The sequence below is a fragment of the Nocardia sp. NPDC127526 genome (genome assembly GCF_042672265.1).
Classification (GTDB): domain Bacteria; phylum Actinomycetota; class Actinomycetes; order Mycobacteriales; family Mycobacteriaceae; genus Nocardia.
In genome coordinates this window covers 88775-103612 of sequence record NZ_JBHXVO010000015.1, presented here as the reverse complement: position 1 = coordinate 103612, position 14838 = coordinate 88775, and the positions used below count along the sequence as shown (strand labels likewise).

General features: G+C 68.8%; 14 protein-coding genes. 12 read left to right on the top strand and 2 right to left on the bottom strand.

Going from position 1 to position 14838, the window contains the following annotated elements:
* From ACFVIV_RS23380 to ACFVIV_RS23355, 6 genes are read left to right on the top strand one after another with little or no spacing between them, the layout of a single operon-like run.
* The gene (locus ACFVIV_RS23380; RefSeq protein ID WP_379199610.1) at window positions 1-960 is read left to right on the top strand and encodes a glycosyltransferase; all 960 of its coding nucleotides are present in this window, start codon (window positions 1-3) and stop codon (window positions 958-960) included.
* Entirely contained in the window at window positions 957-2150 is a 1194-nt protein-coding gene (locus ACFVIV_RS23375; RefSeq protein ID WP_379199608.1) for a hypothetical protein, read from the top strand. The genes ACFVIV_RS23380 and ACFVIV_RS23375 overlap by 4 nt, the downstream gene beginning before the upstream one ends.
* Complete coding sequence (locus tag ACFVIV_RS23370) at window positions 2147-2827, top strand: acyltransferase (RefSeq protein WP_379199606.1); 681 nt, start codon at window positions 2147-2149, stop codon at window positions 2825-2827. The genes ACFVIV_RS23375 and ACFVIV_RS23370 overlap by 4 nt, the downstream gene beginning before the upstream one ends.
* Complete coding sequence (locus ACFVIV_RS23365; protein ID WP_379199604.1) at window positions 2827-3534, top strand: SGNH/GDSL hydrolase family protein; 708 nt, start codon at window positions 2827-2829, stop codon at window positions 3532-3534. Before ACFVIV_RS23370 ends, ACFVIV_RS23365 begins: the two co-directional genes overlap by 1 nt.
* Window positions 3534-4904: an O-antigen ligase family protein gene (locus ACFVIV_RS23360; protein WP_379199602.1), complete on the top strand. Its 1371-nt coding sequence runs from the start codon at window positions 3534-3536 to the stop codon at window positions 4902-4904. The genes ACFVIV_RS23365 and ACFVIV_RS23360 overlap by 1 nt, the downstream gene beginning before the upstream one ends.
* Window positions 4874-6307 (top strand): glycosyl hydrolase family 28-related protein, encoded by a 1434-nt coding sequence (locus ACFVIV_RS23355; protein ID WP_379199600.1) that lies wholly within the window; start codon window positions 4874-4876, stop codon window positions 6305-6307. Before ACFVIV_RS23360 ends, ACFVIV_RS23355 begins: the two co-directional genes overlap by 31 nt.
* 5 nt (window positions 6308-6312) lie before the next feature.
* Here the strand turns inward: ACFVIV_RS23355 and ACFVIV_RS23350 are convergent, their stop codons facing one another.
* Entirely contained in the window at window positions 6313-7635 is a 1323-nt protein-coding gene (locus tag ACFVIV_RS23350; RefSeq protein WP_379199598.1) for a UDP-glucose dehydrogenase family protein, read from the bottom strand.
* A 263-nt stretch (window positions 7636-7898) separates the two neighbouring features.
* Here ACFVIV_RS23350 and ACFVIV_RS23345 point away from each other — a divergent pair, with 263 nt between their 5' ends.
* Both ACFVIV_RS23345 and ACFVIV_RS23340 read left to right on the top strand, forming a co-directional pair.
* Window positions 7899-9425 (top strand): sugar transferase, encoded by a 1527-nt coding sequence (locus ACFVIV_RS23345; RefSeq protein ID WP_379199596.1) that lies wholly within the window; start codon window positions 7899-7901, stop codon window positions 9423-9425.
* A 177-nt stretch (window positions 9426-9602) separates the two neighbouring features.
* A complete protein-coding gene (locus tag ACFVIV_RS23340) occupies window positions 9603-10790 on the top strand; it encodes a lipase family protein (protein ID WP_379199594.1) in 1188 nt (395 codons plus the stop codon).
* 6 nt (window positions 10791-10796) lie between these two features.
* On the opposite strand, the gene ACFVIV_RS23335 is transcribed toward ACFVIV_RS23340, so the two are convergent.
* Window positions 10797-11618, bottom strand: coding sequence for a hypothetical protein (locus tag ACFVIV_RS23335; RefSeq protein WP_379199592.1), 822 nt, complete (start codon window positions 11616-11618; stop codon window positions 10797-10799).
* 65 nt (window positions 11619-11683) lie between these two features.
* Between ACFVIV_RS23335 and ACFVIV_RS23330 the strand changes: the two genes are divergently transcribed.
* The 4 genes from ACFVIV_RS23330 to ACFVIV_RS23315 all read left to right on the top strand — a co-directional run bounded on the left by ACFVIV_RS23330 (window position 11684) and on the right by ACFVIV_RS23315 (window position 14775).
* The gene (locus ACFVIV_RS23330; RefSeq protein WP_379199590.1) at window positions 11684-12016 is read left to right on the top strand and encodes a winged helix-turn-helix transcriptional regulator; all 333 of its coding nucleotides are present in this window, start codon (window positions 11684-11686) and stop codon (window positions 12014-12016) included.
* Between the two features lie 74 nt (window positions 12017-12090).
* A complete protein-coding gene (locus ACFVIV_RS23325) occupies window positions 12091-12936 on the top strand; it encodes an ABC transporter permease (RefSeq protein WP_379199588.1) in 846 nt (281 codons plus the stop codon).
* The gene (locus tag ACFVIV_RS23320; RefSeq protein WP_379199586.1) at window positions 12933-13982 is read left to right on the top strand and encodes a glycine betaine ABC transporter substrate-binding protein; all 1050 of its coding nucleotides are present in this window, start codon (window positions 12933-12935) and stop codon (window positions 13980-13982) included. The genes ACFVIV_RS23325 and ACFVIV_RS23320 overlap by 4 nt, the downstream gene beginning before the upstream one ends.
* Window positions 13975-14775 (top strand): ABC transporter ATP-binding protein, encoded by an 801-nt coding sequence (locus tag ACFVIV_RS23315; protein WP_379199700.1) that lies wholly within the window; start codon window positions 13975-13977, stop codon window positions 14773-14775. Before ACFVIV_RS23320 ends, ACFVIV_RS23315 begins: the two co-directional genes overlap by 8 nt.
* Window positions 14776-14838 lie beyond the last annotated feature (63 nt).

Sequence of the window (14838 nt, the reverse complement as noted above, 5' to 3'; positions counted from 1 at the left end):
GTGACGTACAACTCCGCCCATCAGATCGCCGACTGTGTGCGCCCGTTCGCCGATCGCGGGCCGGGCATTCGAATCAGGGTGCGCGACAACGGATCCACCGATTCGACGCCCCGCGTGCTGAAGCAACTGGCCGCCGACGGCCTGATCGACGAGCTCATCCTGGTCGCCGAGGATCCCGGATTCGCGGTGGCCGCCAATGATGTGATCGCCCGGTCGGGTGCCGACGACATCCTGCTGATCAATCCGGACGCCCGCTTCACCCTCGAGGGCATCGCGGCCCTGCGCGCCGCGGTCGAGGCGGAGCCGGACCTCGGGCTGGTCACCCCGCTGGTGTACGGCGGTGACGAGATCAGCGTCATCTCGGCCGGACGCCAGCCGCGGCTGTGGCCGCTGTTCACGCACTATTCGGGGCTGTCGCGGCTATTCCCGAACTCGGCGATGCTGCGCGGCCGGCACCTGTTCCTGAGCCACCACGCCGATACGGACCAATACGTGGAATGGTCGTCGGGCTGCGTGATGCTCATGCCCCGCACCACGATCGACAAGGTCGGGGTGTTCACCGAACGCTATTTCCTGTACGCCGACGACACCGAGTACTGCCAGCGCGTGCTCGACGCGGGCCTGAAGATCAAGGTGCTGGCCGGTGTTCGGGCATTCCACGAGGTCGGCGGATCGGCGCAGGAACCGGCGGTGTCCGACAATGAGCCGGTCGCCGAGACCACCCCCGCGAACGAGCTCGCCCCCGCGAACGAGCCCATCGATATCAGCACCATGTGGGGTCGCCACCTCTACGACTACTACGTGCGGCAGTTCCGCCCGCGCGCGCTCACGCGGCTCGCCTGGCGCATCACGTTCGCAGTGGGGCTCGCCGTGCGCGCGGCGGTGCGTGGGGTCCGCCATCCCGGCGACGCCAAGGCCCGGCATCTGATGAAGAATGCGCTCGCGGTCTGGCGAGTATGAGCCGGGTTCCCGCGCGCGGCATGGTGCAGGCGACCCGGATCTCGCTGACGACCTATATCGGCGTCGTCGCCCTCACCGGGTCCCTGGCCGTCGCGCAGTTCTATTTCCTGCCGAACAATCTGGGCATTCGCGGATTCGGCATGGTGGCGCTGGGTCTGTCGGTCATCCAGGCGGCCTTGCAGTTCGGCGATCTCGGGGCGATCAATGCCTCGCTGCGCACCGATGTGGGCCCGGAGGTGCGGGCGGCGCTGCGCGAGCAGGCCGTCGCGATCAGTTCGCTGCTGTGCCTGGCCGGGATCGCGGTGTCGTGCGCGCTCGGGGTGGCGGGGGTGCCGCTGGGGTATGTGTGCGCCGCCGCGTTCGCGGCCGCGCTGCTGGTCGTCGGCGGCCGGGCGCGCGCGTCGGCGGCGGCGCAGCTCGGTGACGAGCGGTCCTCCACCCGGCACAATGTGGTCTGGCAGAACGCGCCCAAACTCGGTTCCATCGCAGGCAGTTTCGGCGGCTCGGCCCTGCTGTCGATGCTCGGCGCGGTGGTCAGCGCGGCGCTGTTCGGCCGCCCCGGAATTCCGCCGCGGCCGCGGTGGGAGCCGGTGCGCGACACCCGCCGTCTCTGGCTGCCCGGGCTGGCGGTGTCGGGGACCGCGTTCGCCATGTCGTGGGCCGATACGTATGCGCTGTCGGCGGTGGCGGGCATCGACGAGGCCGGGCAGTATCAGGCGATCGTGCGCCCGCTGACCGGGATCACCTACCTGTATCTGCCGGTGGTGGCGCTGATTCAGGCCGCACACAATATCGCCGCCCGCCGCCGGGAACGACTGCTGACGGTGGCCGGGGCCGGCGCCGGGGCGCTGGGCGCGGTGGCGGTCGCGGTGTTCCTCCTCGGGTTCGGCGACCGCATCTGGCCGGACTTCCGGTTCGAGCCGGCGGTGGTGATCGCCGCGTCGGTCGCCGCCGTCGCCATGTGCGTCGCGACCGTGGTCGGGGTCCAGCTGATCCTGCGCGGGATGCAGGTGATCGCGTCCGTTATCGCGATCGTGGGAGCCGTTGTGCTGCTGGTGGTTTCGCTCGGCACCGTCGGCTCCCTGGGCGCGCTCGGCGCGGGTCTCGCCTCGGCGATCGCGTGGACGGGTGTGGCGGCGGCCAATGGCCTCGCGCTGGTGACACGGCACGACCGGAGGAGAACACCATGACCCTGATCGAGCGGGTGATCAGGTCCGCGGGCCGCAGCTACGAGGTCGATCCGGATATCCCGTGGACCTTCCGGTACGGCGAGATGGCCCGGCGCGGAATCGAACTGGGCCGCGGCGTGCTGACCCTGCGCGCGACGGTGTTCCGGGGCCGCGGAGTTCGATTGCGCTGCAAACGCAATCTCACCGCCGCGCCGCTGTCGGCGATCGGCGCGGAGTCGATCGTCGACGCCAGCGGCACCCGGGGCGTGCGCCTGGGGCGCGGCGCCAAGCTCGGGCGGCGCTGCATCGTGACCACCACCAGTCAGCTCGGCAAGCGCGGGGTGGGTTTGGTGATAGGGGATTTCAGCGGTATCGGCGACGGCGCGCACATCGGGTGCAGCGGGGGAGTCACCATCGGCCGCGACGTCATCGCCGGTCCCTACGTCACCTTCCATTCGCAGGAGCACATCACCGACGACACCACCGTGGCGATCCGCCATCAGGGCACCCGGGAGGCGGAGATCGTCATCTCCGACGATGTGTGGATCGGCGCCCGGGTCACCTTCCTCGCCGGCGCGCGCGTGGGGGCGGGATCGGTGGTCGCGGCGGGAAGCGTTGTGCGCGGCGAGTTTCCGCCCCTGTCCGTGATCGGCGGCGTGCCCGCCCGCGTCCTCAAACGACGGGCGCCGGCGCTCTGATGACCGTGTCGAGCAGTGTGAACACCCGATTGTGGGCCGGGATCGCCGCGGTGGTGGCCCTGCTCGCCGCCACCGTCGTCTACATCCGCCTCGGCAGCGGGGCGCCGCCGGACGATTCGCGGATCGCACTGCGCCTGGCCGCCGGTGAGACATTGCAGGTCAGCTTCCTCGGGGACTCGCTCGACCACGGATTGTCCGCCACCGCACAGGAACTCGGCTTCCGGCCGCTGGTGACCGCCGCGTGGGGCCGCGGCGGGCCGGTCGAGGAGCACAAGGCCAACCGCATCGGCGGCACCGTCGGCGAGGCGCTGCTCGGGCCGGAGTTCCCCGCCGGTCAGCACCTCTACATCGTGGAACTGGGCACCAATGACACCCCGCTGGTGGACCTGCGCACCTTCCGCGATCGCTATCGCGAACTCCTGGACAGAATCGTGGCCGCGTCCCCGGGCACCGCCCTGCTGTGTCTGGGACTGTGGCGGCCGATCGAGACGGCCCGCAGTTTCGACACGGTCATCGCCGACCTGTGCGGAGCGAAAGGCGGCGCGTTCCGGCCATTGTTCGAGCTAGCCGCGGACCCGCGCCTGCGCGGACCCGCGGGCCTGCCCACCTTCTCCGGAACCTCCGACGACTTCCACCCCAATGATCTCGGCCACCGGTCGATCGCCGACCTCGTGCTCGACAGCGTCACGGTGACCCGGGGGCGGTGATGACGTCGAAAGCTCCGGCCGCGCCCGTGCTCACCCTGGGCTGGTATCCGTTCGCGCTCAGCGTGTTCGCCGTGCTCGTGGCCGCCGAGTATGTCGGCCCGGTCATCGCGCTCGCGGCCGCGGCGGCGGTCGCCGGGTCCGGGGTGATCTGGATCCGCCATTTGCCGTGGCCGCGGTTTCCGCCCGCCGGCGGCTGGCTGCTCGCCATCCTGATTCTGGGGCTGGCCGGCGCCATTGTGGCGAATGCGTTCGGCACGACGCCGCTGGACATCGATCTGCAGCGCGATATCGGAATCACGCTGACCTACCTCCTTTTTCTGGGTATCGGATATCTGTTCGCCTGCGACCGGGCGAGCCTGCGGGCGATCCTCACCGTGGTCGCCGCCGCGGGCCTGGTCATCTCGATCGTGCACCTGATCCGGTTCGGCATCGTGGTGTCCGGGGGAGTGAGCGATCTGTACGTGCTGCGGCTGGAGGCCGGGCGCGGATCCCACACGCAGTACGCCGCACTGGGCGCGTGCCTGCTGCTCGCCGCCGACGCCGGGCTGCGCCGGTGGCGGCGAGTGGTCCAGACGGTCGGGGTGATCGTCACCGTCTCCATGCTTCTGACGCTGTCGCGCGGGCTGATGCTGAACCTCGTCGTCCTGCTCGCGGTGATGGCGGCGCTGACGGTGAGTCCGAACCGGACGCTCATTCCCAGCCTGCGGCAACTGGTTTCGGCCATCGTGCCCGCGGCGGCAGCCGTATTCGCGACGCTGCTCGCCCTGCGATGGTTCGTGCCGCCCGCCTACCAGTTCCTCGACCAGGTGTTCCTGGCGAAGGTGGAGAACTCGCTGACCGAGGTGGCCACCACGAATCTGGAGACCCGCGACCAGATCGCCGACAACTACCGCGCCTTCGAATCGCGGCGCGCACTGGCGCAGGTCGACCGGTCGCCGGTCTTCGCGCAGTGGCTCGGCCAGGGCTGGGGTTCGGTGGTCCGGTTCGGCGTCGAAACCGCTTCGACGCGAGCGAGTTTCAGCCGCACCGAGGCGGCGTTCCTGCACAACGGGTACGTCTACTACTTGATGAAGACCGGTATCGCCGGCCTGGTCGCGTATCTGGCGTTCCTGGGGCACCTCGCATTCCGGGCGATTTCGGGAAGGTATTGGCCCGCAGGCCGCCTCGTCGCCACGCAGCGCAAGGTTCTGTTGGCTACAGTGATCGTGCTCGCGATCGACACCCCGGTGACGGGCGGGCTCGGCTACCCGGCCACCTATCTGGGGCTGGTCACGCTGCTCGGAGCCTGCTGTGGGCCGTTGTGGGGTCGCGCCCCGGATTCGGCACGTGAGGAGCAGGGATGGCTATCAGCAGACGCCGGGCGCTGCTGACCGGAATGACCGCGACCGCGGCCGCCGGGGTCGCCGGATGCGCGGCCCAGCCGCCGGATCCGCCGCAGGTGGTGTCGAATCTCGGTGGGCTGGTGGCCAATGTCCATGACTTCGGAATCACCGGCGGCGAGGCCGACGAGTCCGAACGCCTGCAGAACGCCATCGATTTCGCGCATCAGAACGGCCTGGCGCTGCATCTCCCGGCGGGCCGGTACACCGCCGACGGGCTGCTGTTGCGGGAGGGGACCCGCTTGATCGGCGCGGGCCCGGAGGCCACCGTGATCGGTGCGGTTCCCGGATCGGACGCCGGCTTCGTGCTGGGGATCGGACCCGGCCCCACCAGGTACGTGACGGTCGAGGGCATCGGCATCGAGGATGCGGGCAATGCGGAGCAGCACGGTATCCACATCCACGCGCGGCGGGGGGCGGGCCACACGGCATCGGGGCTGTGGCACTCGGCTTTTCGCTCGCTGCGGGTCGCCGGGTTCGCGCGCGCGCAGCTGTGGCTGGAGGGCGGTGGGCACGACGCCCGCGATCCCCTGCAGTTCCTGACCTTCGACGGCGTGATCCTGGAGCGGCGCAACGACTCCGAGCGGTCGCTGGGACTGCTCATGTCCGGGCAGGTCAACCAGACCGCGTGGACGGGCGGGCGGATCGACGGCTTCGGCGCCGCCGCCACCGCCGCACCGGGCATCAATGTGAAGATCTGCCGTCAGCTGGGCAGGTACGACGCCTCGGACAATGGCGGTCCGTATGTGTCCGATCGCATCGGGCACAGCCATGTGTTCACGGATGTGACGTTCCAGCAGGCGGCGCTCGGGGTGTTCGTGGACCGGGCCGAGTCGATCACCTTCGACACCTGCCATTTCGAGGGCCTGGGCAACGGATTGCTGTTCTCCGGCGTGAACCACTGCCGCGTCGACCGGTGCCACTTCGCGAACTCCGCGCTGGGACAAGGGGAATCGTTCTCCCTGCGAGCGGTGGCGGGCGCGCGCGTATCCGGGACCGGCAATGTGTTCCTGGGTGCGTTCGGCGATATGGCGTCGGCGGACGACAGCGGGGCGAGCGTGCTGCTGTCCAATGGCGTCGGCCGCGGTATGGCGGTCACCCGGAATCTGACCCGGCGGATCGCCCCGGCGGCCGAGATCGATATCGGCGGCGCGGTGACGGTCGCGCTCAGCGCCTCCACCACCCCGATACGGGTGGTCGAGTCCACCCATTTCCCAGGTGAGCGAGTGGTGCTGAAGGCCGCGGGTGGGTCCGTGTTCTTCGAATCCGGGGGCAATATCGACTTCGAGAACGTGGCCACACCCCTGGAGTTGCGATCGGGGGGAACGCTCACCCTGGTCCGGTTCGACAGCGGGCCCGCGTGGTCCATCGAGGCGATCCACGGCGCCCGGTGAGGCGGCTACCGGCGGCCGATGCCGCGGTAATCCCAACCGGCGCTGCGCCATTGGGCGGGATCGAGGCAGTTGCGGCCGTCGAGGATGCGGCGGCGGCGGACCACATCGTCGAGCAGTGCGGGCGTGAGCTCGCGGAACTGCGCCCATTCGGTGAGCACCAGCACCGCGTCCGCGCCCTCGCACGCCTCGGTAGTGCCTCGCGCGTAGCCGAGTGTCGGGAACAGCGTCCGCGCATTGTCCATCGCCTTCGGGTCGAAGACGGTGACCGCGGCGCCCTGCAACTGCAACTGCCCGGCGATATTGAGCGCCGGTGAATCCCGCACATCGTCGGAATCCGGTTTGAAGGCGGCGCCGAGAACGGCGATGCGGGTGCCGATCAGCGAGCCGCCGACCGTGTCCCGGGTCAGCTCCACCATCCGGGTCCGGCGTCGCATATTGATGCTGTCCACCTCGCGCAGGAATGTCAGCGCCTGGTCCGCGCCCAGTTCGCCGGCGCGGGCCATGAATGCGCGAATGTCCTTGGGCAGGCAGCCGCCGCCGAAACCGATGCCCGCATTGAGGAAGCTGCGGCCGATGCGCGGGTCGAGGCCGATTGCGTCGGCCAGTACGGTCACGTCCGCGCCGCTGGCCTCGCACAGCTCGGCCATCGCATTGATGAACGAAATCTTGGTCGCCAGAAAGGAATTGGCGGCGATCTTCACCAGCTCCGCGGTCTCGAGGTCGGTGACCAGCAGCGGCACCCCCTTGTCGAGGAGCGGGCCGTACACCGCGCGGGTGACCGCTTCCGCGCGGCCCGGGCCGTCGCCGCCGACGCCGAGCACCATGCGGTCGGGTCGCAAGGTGTCGGCCACCGCGTGGCCTTCGCGCAGGAATTCCGGATTCCACGCCACTTCGACCTCCGCGCCCGCCAGTTCGCGCGCCCGCGCGCCGAGCCGCGCGGCCGTGCCGACCGGGACCGTCGATTTGCCGATGATGACCGCCGGGCCGGTGAGCCGGGGCGCCAACTGCTCGACGACCGCGTCGACCTGGCCGAGATCGGCGGCGAACTCGCCCCGCTTCTGCGGTGTCGCGACGGTGACGAAGTGCACGGTCGCGAACTGTGCGGCCTCGGCGTAGGAGGAGGTGAAGCGCAGCCGCCCGGATTCGACCTGGGTGGTGAGGATTTCCGCGAGACCCGGCTCGTAGAAGGGAACCCGGCCCCTTTCCAGCTCCGCCAGCTTGCGCTCGTCGACATCGACCCCGAGCACCTCGTTGCCGAGTTCGGCCATGCACGCGGCGTGAGTGGCCCCCAGATATCCCGTTCCGAATACAGAGATGCGTTGCCCCATAACGATTCTCCGGTTCCTCCCGACCCCATGTCACGATACCGGGCGGGATCGGTCCCGGCACGGGGAACGAGCCGCTCGGTTCGTGCGGAGGCCGGCGTATTCCCGGCAACATTTATTGCGAAACTTTTTGTGTTCCAAGCCATTCGCGTTCCCGGCTTTCATATCCGCCCGGCTCGGAATCCAGTAGTATTCAGTGGCATTCAGCCTAGGCGGCCATTTCGGGGGGACTGCCACTGTTACGCGTGGCTTGATGGAGCTTTGACATGGTCGTTCAGATCGGTGAGGATCAGTGGCACGACCTCACGAAGAAGCCGGATTCGCTCGAGAAGTCCGGAAAGCAACTCTGGCAGGCCGAGTATCGCCGCCGACTCCGGATCACCGATTCGGTGGTCATCGCCGGTTCGGTCGTGCTCGCCCAGATCATTCGTTTCGGCGGGGCGACCTATGATGCTCCGCTGGACTGGCACGGTGACACGCGCGTCGGGTACACGGTCGTCTCGGTCGCGCTGATCCTCGCCTGGGTCGGATTCCTCGCGGCGGGTGGCGCCTGGTCGCCGACGGTGCTCGGCTCCGGCGCGGAGGAATACCGCCGTCTCGTCGCGGCGACCATGCGGCTGTTCGGGATGATCGCCATCGTCTCGTTGCTGCTGCGCATGGAATTCGCGCGGGGGTATCTGGCCATCGCCCTGCCGATCGGGCTGCTGGCCTTGGCGGTGAACCGGCTGATCTGGCGGAAGTACGCGGTCCGCCAGCGTCGGCGCGGGCGGTATCTCACCGCCGTGCTCGTCGTCGGCCGGTGTGATTCGGCCCGGCAGATGATGCGGTGCTTCGAGCGCGATCCGGCGGTCGGGTATTCCGTTGCCGGGGTGTACATCCCGTACGGCGCGGATGCGGACTCCGAACCGGTCCCGGAGACGATGGCCGCCGAGGATGAGCCGGATTCGCCGCTCCTGGTGGCGAACTCGTCGATCATCGACGCGATCCGGGCCACCGGCGCCGATTCGGTCGCCGTCGCGGCGACCGAGCAGCTCGGTGCGCAGGGCATCAACGAATTGCTGTGGGAACTGGCGCCCCTGGGGATCGAACTGGTCGTCACCCCCGGTGTCGTGGACGTCGCCGATCAGCGGCTGTCGATCCGCCCGGTGGCCAACCTGCCGCTGCTGCACATCGAGAAACCGCAATACGATCGCGCGCGGTCCTACCGGAAAGCCGCGTTCGACATGGTCTTCGCCGCGTCCGCGCTGCTGCTGGTCGCGCCGGTCATGCTCGCCATCGCGGTCGCGGTGAAGCTCAGCGGCCCCGGTCCGGTCTTCTACAAGTCCGAACGTATCGGCCTGCACGGCAAGCCCTTCCGCATGATCAAGTTCCGCAGCATGCGCGACGACGCCGATCGGGACCTCCCCGACCTGCTGGCCGCCAACGAGGGAGCGGGCCCGCTGTTCAAGATGCGGACCGATCCTCGGGTCACCCCGGTCGGCCGGATCCTGCGCAAATTCAGCCTCGACGAACTCCCGCAGTTCATCAATGTGTTGCGCGGCGAGATGAGCGTCGTCGGCCCGCGCCCGCCCCTACCCGGCGAGGTCGAAGGCTACGACTGGAAGGTCCGCCGCCGCCTGCTCGTCAAGCCCGGAGTCACCGGACTGTGGCAGGTATCCGGCCGCTCCGACCTGCCCTGGGACGAGGCCGTCCGCCTGGACCTGTCCTACGTCGAGAACTGGTCCATGATGCAAGACCTGCTGATCATCAAGAAGACCATCTCCGCGGTAGCCCGCAGCGAGGGCGCGTATTAGCTGATACGCATCACGAATCGCCTCGTTGTGACGGTTGACATTGCCGGGGGTTGAGAGTTGTCTCGTGACTCGATCATGATGTGTGAGTTGGCACTCAGTGCCGGAGGGCGGCTATTTTTGGCGCGGGCTTGTCGCCGGCCAAGGTTTGGCCGGGGCTGAATATTTCCGAAGGTTGGCATGTTGAGAGCCGCTGTCAGATTTTTGATCTTGGTTTTGAGCGTGGTGTCGGTTGGGTGGCTGGTCGCGCCCGCGACGGCGAATCCGCTGTATCCGACGCCTGATCCGGATCCCTTCTACCATGAGCCGGCCGATCTGGCGGGCATGCAGCCCGGGCAGGTGGTGCGCGTGCGGCGGACCGATACCGCGCTGTTCATGGGTAGCGACGGGTGGCAGGTGGCGTTCCGGTCCACCAACTCCGCCGGGAATCCGATCATGGGTGTGACGACGGTGCTGATGCCGCCGGGGGTGCGGAATCCGCCACTGGTGTCGTACCAGGCGTTGATCAATTCGCTGGGTACGCAGTGCAGTCCGTCGCGGTCGCTGTTCAACGGGGAGCTGCAGGACTCGCTGGGAGCCATGCTGCCGCTCGGGCGCGGGTGGGCGATTTCCATGCCCGACTACCTCGGGCCCAATGTCGCCTACGGTGCGGCCAAGCTCGGGGGCATGGTGACCCTCGACAGTGTGAAGGCGGTCCGGCAGGTTGCCGAGCTGGGGCTGGCGGAGGTTCCCGTTGTGCTGGCCGGGTATTCGGGCGGCGGCATGGCCACGGCGTGGGCGGGGGCCCTGCAGCCGTCCTACGCTCCGGATCTGAAGCTCGCCGCCGTGGTCGCGGGCGGCATTCCCGCCGATCTGCGAGAGATGGCGCTGGCCTTGGGATTCGACCCGCACCCGGGCTTCGGGCTGGCCTTCGCGGCCGCCATGGGGTTGGAGCGGGAGTACCCCAATCGGCTGCCGGTGTCCGATCAGCTCAATGAGAGCGGGCTGTGGTTCCGGGATTTCACCAAGGACGCCTGCCGCCGGTTCCTGCTGTTCCACGGCATCACCCGCAATGCCGCGCAATTGGCGGCCTCGAAGGACATGATGAACAGTCCCGAAGCGCACGCGGTGCTGCGGGAGAACAGCTTGCGCTACGACGATCGCGTCCCCACCGTTCCCACCTTCTTCTGGCAGGGGCGCTTCGACACCATGACCTTCTTCGGTCCGGTCGAGGAGGTCGCCCAGCGCTATTGCCGCGCCGGAGTGCCATTGATGTTCCGCCCGTACGACATTGCCGAGCATTTGACGACGGCGGTGGCCGGATTCCCGGAAGCCTGGGACTACGTGGAGGCCAGGTTCCGGGGCGATCCGGCGCCCACCAACTGCTGAGGACCGCTACGTCCAGCGCTGCCGCCGCGCCCAGTCGGCGACCGTGGTCGAGCCTCGGTGCAGGAGTTCGGCCGGAAGTGCGGGCGGCGGGGTCGTGGCCTGCTGCTCGTACATGGCGGCGATCGCCGCGGCGGCCGGAGCGCCGATGACGGGGACGAGCAGTTCGCCGTAGGCGGACGGGGTGACCGGGGTCCAGCGGACGTCACGGCCGGTGGCCGTGGCGACCGCGGCGGCGATGTCGTGGCCGGTGAGCGGTTCGGGGCCGGTGAGCAGGGACAGGGGATTCGATTGGGCGCCTTCGAGAGTCGTCGCGATCAGATCGCCGATGTCGTCGAGGGTGGACCAGGGGACGGGCAGGTCTGCGGGGAAGGGGTAGGCCAGCTCGCCGGCCGTTCTGACGCGGTCGACCGACCACGGCTGGACGAGATTCTCCAGATACGGCCCGGCCGGGGCGATTACGGCGGCGTGCTCGACGGCCTCCGCGAGACCTCCGGCGAGCAGTACGCGCGCATCCACGTAGGGCTGGCCGATCGGTTCGGGCGGCAGCGGTGATCCCGGGTTCAGGATGGCCTGCGGGACGGTCGATTTCGCCAGCGCAGCCAGGATGGTTTCGGCGTAAGTGACTGCGGTGGGGGTGAATTCGAGCGGGAGCTGCACCACGACGGCCTCCGCTCCCGCGTACGCGGCGAGGACCGAATCGAGGTCGGTGAGATTCACCGTGGAGCTCCCGAGCGCGCGGACCTCCCACCCCGCTGCCCGCAGGCGGTTGGCGATGGCCGCGCCCTGTGTTCCGCCGGCGCCGTGGACGACTGCTGTTTTCGATGTCATAACCCCAGCGTGTGACCATTACTTCATTCTGTGAAGTACGCACTTTCCGCGCATATACTTTCGAAATGGGAAGTATGCAGGCAGGAGTGTCGATGGATCCGGCGGTGTGTCCGGTGACACGCACCCTGGACCTGGTCGGCAGTCGCTGGACCCCGCTGGTGATCTACCACCTGCACACCGGCACCATGCGCTACGGCGAGTTGCAGCGCGCGCTGCCCGGCATCAGCCCGAAGACCCTGGCGGAACGCCTGCGCGCCCTCGAACAGCACGGCCTGCTCGTGCGCGCGGTCTATCCGGACAAGCCGCCACGCGTCGAGTACACCCTCACCGAGAAGGGCTACCGGCTCGGGGACATCCTGCACGAGATCGCCGACTGGGCCGAGACCGCCGATGTTTGATCCGCACTGAGGGCGTTTAATCCGCGCTGAGCGCAACCGTGGGCGCGTGCTCGCGGCGGCGGTAGAACAGGGCAATGCAGACGACCGAGGTTGACGCTGCCGTGCCTGTTCCGGCCGCGAGATCCGGGCGGGGGCGAGCGGGCTTTCATCGAATCGGGTTGCCGCTGTTGTCGGTGGCGGTGTTCGTGGCGGTGTGGCAGGCAGCCGCCGCGAGTGGGGTGTGGAACGAGACGTTCGTGCCGTATCCGGGCACGGTGTGGCGGGCGTTCGTGGAATTGTCGACCACGCACGACGGGGTCCGGGGGTATCAGGGCTACCTGCTGTGGGAGCACCTGTACATGACCCTGCGGCGCGTGTTCGCGGGTGTACTCATCGGAGTGCTGGCCGGGGTGGGGCTGGGGCTGGCGATGGGGACGATCGGGTGGGTGCGCAGCATTCTCGAGCCGTGGCTGACGTTTCTGCGGGCGCTGCCGCCGCTGGCCTACTTCTTCCTGCTGGTGATCTGGCTCGGTATCGATGACGCGCCCAAGATCACGCTGCTGGCGCTGGCGGCGCTGCCGCCGACCGCGGTGGCGACCACGGCCGCGGTGCTGGCCGCGCCCGTCGGGCTGATCGAGGCGGCGCGGGCGCTGGGAGCCACGCGCGGACAGGTGATTCGCGATGTCGTGTTCCCGGCGGCCCTGCCGGAGACGTTCACCGGAATCCGGCTGGCGGTCGGCATGGCGTACTCGTCGGTCGTCGCCGCCGAATTGTTCAACGGGCTGCCCGGAATCGGCGGCGTGGTCAAGGACGCGAGCAACTACAACAACACTCCCGTCGTGCTGGTCGGCATTTTCGCCATCGGTATTTCCGGTCTGGTCATCGACGGGCTCTTGCGCGCGGTGGAGCGCCGCGTCGTCCCCTGGAGAGGCAGAGTATGAGATTCACGAGGTGGCGGCTGCTGGCCGCCGCGCTGGCGGGCATCGCGACCCTGGCAGTCAGCGGGTGCGCCATCGACCACTCCGGGCAGGACGACACCAAGCCGACGATTCGCATTGCGTACCAGACGTTTCCGAGCGGCGATCTGGTGGTCAAGCACAATCGGTGGCTGGAGGAGGCGCTGCCGGACTACAACATCGCCTGGACGAAATTCGACTCCGGCGCGGATATCAACACCGCGTTCATTGCCGGGCGGGTCGATTTCGGGGCGCTCGGATCCAGCCCGGTGGCGCGCGGATTGTCGGCGCCGCTGCATATTCCGTATCAGGTCGCCTTCGTGCTCGATGTGGCCGGTGACAATGAAGCCCTGGTGGCGCGCAATGGAACCGGGATCGAGACCATCGCGGATCTGCGCGGCAAGCGCATCGCCACCGCGTTCGCCTCGACCGCGCACTACAGTCTGCTCGCCGCGCTCGATCGGAACGGCTTGCGGGCCGGCGATGTTCAGCTGGTCGATCTGCAACCGCAGGCCTCGCTGGCGGCCTGGGATCGCGGGGACGTCGACGCGGTCTACACCTGGCTGCCGACCCTGGATCAGCTGCGCGCGTCCGGGAAGACGCTGATCACCAGCCGGGAGCTCGCCACCGCCGGTAAGCCGACGCTGGATCTGGGTGTGGTGTCCACGCAGTTCGCGCAACAGCATCCGGAGGTGGTCGACACCTGGCGGCGGATTCAGGCGCGCGCCCTCGATACCATTCGCGACAATCCGGGCGAGGCCGCCGAGGCCGCCGAGGCCGTCGCGGCCGAAATCGGAATCACCCCGGATGCGGCGGCCCAGCAGCTGAAGCAGGGCGTATTCCTCACCAAAACCCAACTGACATCGGCTGATTGGCTGGGCAGCGAGGGCGCCGTCGGCAATATCGCTGTCAATCTGCGCAGTGCCGCGGAATTCCTGGCGGCGCAGCGGCAGATCGATGCCGCACCGCCGGCGCAGACCTTCCAGGACGCGATCTATGTGAAGGGACTGCCCGGTGTCCTCGATCAGTGAGCTCGACGCGGCGCGCACCCGCACCGCCGGAGGCATTCGGCTGCATCGGGTTTCGCACCGCTACGGGCGCGGCCCGGCCGCGGTGAACGCGCTCGGCCCGGTCGATCTCGAGGTTCCGCCGGGGGAGTTCCTGGTCCTGGTCGGTGCGTCCGGATGCGGAAAGAGCACCCTGCTGCGGCTCATCGCCGGCTTCGAAGCGGCCACGGAAGGCAGCATCGAAGTCTCCGGCGCCACACCCCGCCCGGGTGACACCGCGGGCGTGGTGTTCCAGCAGCCGCGGCTGTTTCCCTGGCAGACAGTGGGCGGCAATGTGGAGCTGGCGCTGAAATACGCGGGCGTGCCCCGCGAGCACCGGGCGCGGCGGCGGGAGGAGCTGCTGACCCGGGTCGGTCTGGAAGGCACTGCGGCCCGGCGGATCTGGGAGATCTCCGGCGGTCAGCAGCAGCGTGTCGCCATTGCCCGCGCCCTGGCGGCGGAGACCTCGCTGCTGCTGCTCGACGAACCGTTCGCCGCACTGGACGCCCTCACCCGGGAGCGCTTGCAGGACGACCTGCGCCGGGTGAGCGTGGCTTCGGGCCGGACCAGCGTATTCGTCACCCACAGCGCCGACGAGGCGGCCTTCCTGGGCAGCCGGATCGTAGTGCTGACCAGACGCCCCGGCCGCGTCGCACTCGACCTGCCGGTCGAATTGCCCAGAGCCGGAGTGGATCCCGACGACCTCCGGGCGTCGAAGGAATTCCTCGACCTGCGGCGCGAGGTGGGCCGCGCGGTGAAGTCGGCAGCGGCGGCATGAGGAGTTGCCGAAGCCGGAGGATGGAGGACTCTCCGGCCCGGGGACTGAGGCCCAGGGCCTAGG

Excerpts from the sequence above, each read along its gene's own strand:
- ACFVIV_RS23365 (WP_379199604.1), top strand. The coding sequence starts at position 2,827 with ATGACCGTGTCGAGCAGTGTGAACACCCGATTGTGGGCCGGGATCGCC.
- ACFVIV_RS23330 (WP_379199590.1), top strand. The coding sequence starts at position 11,684 with ATGGGAAGTATGCAGGCAGGAGTGTCGATGGATCCGGCGGTGTGTCCG.
- ACFVIV_RS23320 (WP_379199586.1), top strand. The coding sequence starts at position 12,933 with ATGAGATTCACGAGGTGGCGGCTGCTGGCCGCCGCGCTGGCGGGCATC.
- ACFVIV_RS23360 (WP_379199602.1), top strand. The coding sequence starts at position 3,534 with ATGACGTCGAAAGCTCCGGCCGCGCCCGTGCTCACCCTGGGCTGGTAT.
- ACFVIV_RS23335 (WP_379199592.1), bottom strand. The coding sequence starts at position 11,618 with ATGACATCGAAAACAGCAGTCGTCCACGGCGCCGGCGGAACACAGGGC.
- ACFVIV_RS23355 (WP_379199600.1), top strand. The coding sequence starts at position 4,874 with ATGGCTATCAGCAGACGCCGGGCGCTGCTGACCGGAATGACCGCGACC.
- ACFVIV_RS23370 (WP_379199606.1), top strand. The coding sequence starts at position 2,147 with ATGACCCTGATCGAGCGGGTGATCAGGTCCGCGGGCCGCAGCTACGAG.
- ACFVIV_RS23375 (WP_379199608.1), top strand. The coding sequence starts at position 957 with ATGAGCCGGGTTCCCGCGCGCGGCATGGTGCAGGCGACCCGGATCTCG.
- ACFVIV_RS23350 (WP_379199598.1), bottom strand. The coding sequence starts at position 7,635 with ATGGGGCAACGCATCTCTGTATTCGGAACGGGATATCTGGGGGCCACT.
- ACFVIV_RS23345 (WP_379199596.1), top strand. The coding sequence starts at position 7,899 with ATGGTCGTTCAGATCGGTGAGGATCAGTGGCACGACCTCACGAAGAAG.
- ACFVIV_RS23340 (WP_379199594.1), top strand. The coding sequence starts at position 9,603 with ATGTTGAGAGCCGCTGTCAGATTTTTGATCTTGGTTTTGAGCGTGGTG.
- ACFVIV_RS23325 (WP_379199588.1), top strand. The coding sequence starts at position 12,091 with ATGCAGACGACCGAGGTTGACGCTGCCGTGCCTGTTCCGGCCGCGAGA.